Origin of the sequence: Microbacterium sp. B19 (assembly GCF_000333395.1) — a bacterium.
Taxonomy (GTDB): domain Bacteria; phylum Actinomycetota; class Actinomycetes; order Actinomycetales; family Microbacteriaceae; genus Microbacterium.
In genome coordinates this window covers 1-2,502 of the sequence record NZ_BADA01000537.1, presented here as the reverse complement: position 1 = coordinate 2,502, position 2,502 = coordinate 1, and the positions used below count along the sequence as shown (strand labels likewise).

Below are 2,502 nucleotides of genomic sequence, written 5' to 3'. Positions count from 1 at the left end.
CGCGAAGACGGCTCGGAGAATCACGAAACCCGATGGCCGCGACCACCGCGACCACGACGAGGCGGAAGACGACCGCGATGAGCGAGAACAGGACGTTCACGAGGATCCACGCGATGACGACGGCCGCGATGACTCCGAGGACGGTCCACAGCGTGCTCTTGCGCATGATCACAGCCTAGGCGAGCGCGCCCACCGCATCCTGGCGGATCACGCTCGGGCCGCGCGGCGTCGCGGTCACGCGCACCTGGGCCGGGAGCTGATCCTTCATCGACGCGACGTGGCTGATCACCCCGACGGTGCGGCCGCCCTGACGCAGTTCGTCGAGCGTCCGCATCGCCAGATCCAGCGTCTCGTCGTCGAGGGAGCCGAAGCCCTCGTCGATGAACAGGGTGTCGAGTCGGATGCCACCCGCCCGCGCCGTGACCACCTCGGCGAGCCCGAGCGCGAGCGCCAGCGAGGCGAGGAACGTCTCGCCGCCCGAGAGCGACTGCGGTGGGCGGCACTGGCCGGTGAACGCGTCCATGACCTCGAGCCCGAGCCCGCTGGCGGCTCCGCGGGCCGCGAGCGCGTCGGTGTGCTGCAGGCGGTAGCGTCCGGCCGACATGTGGTCGAGGCGGAGGTTCGCGGCATCCACGATCTCCTCCAGCTCGGCGGCGAGCACGAAGGTCTCGAGCGTCATCCGGCGGGTGTTGGGGGCGCGTCCGGCCACCGTGTCGGCGAGGCGCGCGACGACCGCGTGTTCGTCCGACAGCCGAGCGACGGCGGTGCTGCCCGCGTCGGCGCGCTCGGCGAGGTCGCGCACGTGCGTCGCGGCCGCCGTCGCCGAGGCGTGCGCCGCGGCCGCAGACTCGACCGCGGCGCGCGCGTCGAGGACCGCGGCCTCGACGGGGGCGAGGTCGATCGGGTCGTCGGGCGCCCCGACCAGGTGAAGTTCGAGATCGAGCAGGCGACGACGGGTGGCGGCCAGGCTCGCGTCGTGATCACCGACGACCGCCTCGAGGCGCCGGCGCTCCCCGGGCTCCCGCAGGGCCGCGCGTACCTCGGCCTCGTCGGAGAACGTGCTGGCGGCGAGCAGCTCGTCGAACGCGGCGCGCGCCTCGACGACGGCACGGACGCGCGTCTCGTGCTCGGCCCGCGCGGCGATGACTGCACGCACGGCATCGCGCCGCGCGCGCAGGTCGCGGCGACGGTCGTGGACCGTCGGGAACTCCGCGCGGGCCTCGGCCAGTGCGGCGCGCAACGTCTCAGCACTCTGCGAACGGAGGGCGAGCTCCTGCCGGGCGTCGGCGAGCTCGTGGCGGAGTCGCTCGCTCTCCGCGGCATCCGTCGCCTCCCGCTCGAGGAGAGCGACGCGTTCCGCGGCGAGGCGCTCGTGCTCGGCCGCGTCGGCCTGGGCGCGGGCCGCGGCCTCGTCGATCCGGTCGCGGCGCTCGCGCAGCTCGGCGACGGTCTCGCCACCGGCCCGCGCTGCGGCCAGCGCGTGGGCGTCCCGCGTGACGCGCGCGGCGTCCGACGCGAGGCGGTCCTGCTCGTTCGCGGCGTCCTTGCGCTCCTCCGCCGCCGCGATCTCGGCGTCCGTGACGGGCTCACCGGTACCCACCGCCGGGGCGGGATGCTCACTCGAACCGCACACCGCGCACGGTTCGCCGTCGACGAGGGCGTGGGCGAGTTCGCCCGCGGCACCCGCCAACCGGCGCCGCAGCAGTGCGCTCCAGGCCTCGACCGCGCGCTGCAGTTCGTCGGCGCGGACGAGCGCCGCCAGGTCGGCCGTGTCGCGCTCCTCGGCGAGACGCTCGGCCTCGAGCGCCGCCTCGAGCCGTCGCGCGACCTCCGCCCGCTCCGCGGTGGCGAGGTCGTGGCGCGCGGCCGCGTCGGCCAGGGCCGCGAGGCGTTCGTCCAGGGCGTCGCGCGCCGACGGAACCGCCGCCAGTCGGGCGGCGACCTCGTCCGCCTCACGCGCAGCGCGGTCGACCGCCGCCTGCCGCGCGGTGACGTCGGTCTCGATCGTCGCGAGGTCCTCCTCGAGCGCGAGCGCTTCGTCCACGCGCGCGAGCAGCGCCGTGAGGTCGTCGTCACGGGCGGTGAGGGCGGCAGCCGAGTCGAGGCCCGTCTCGCCGACGCGATCGGCGGCGGCCACCGCCTCGCGCCACGCGGACTCCGCGGCGGGGAGCGCACGCTCGGCGCGACCGACGGCGTCGAGCGGCGCGCGGAGCGCCTCCGCGCGGGCAGCCGTGCCGAGCTCGGCGCGCGCGGCGTCGATTCGTCCGGTGTCGGCCTCGAGAGCCTCCAGCTGTGCGCGGGCGACGCGGCGCTCGACCTGGCGTCCGTGCAGCGCGGTCGCTTCGCGTTCGGCTGCAAGGGCGGCATCCAGCGCGCTCTTCGCCGCCTCACGCTCGTGGGCGGCCGCCTCGACCCGGTACTCCATGCGCTCGACGGCGCGGACCACGTTCGCGAGTCGTTCGTCGAGCGTTGCCGCGGGACCGCCTGCGGACGCGACCTCCG

General features: G+C 75.9%; 1 protein-coding gene. It reads right to left on the bottom strand.

The window, feature by feature from the left end; genetic code table 11:
- Positions 1–175 precede the first annotated feature (175 nt).
- The coding region (locus I5G_RS18245) for an SbcC/MukB-like Walker B domain-containing protein (RefSeq protein WP_022880336.1) at positions 176–2,502 on the bottom strand (2,327 nt) is incomplete at its 5' end.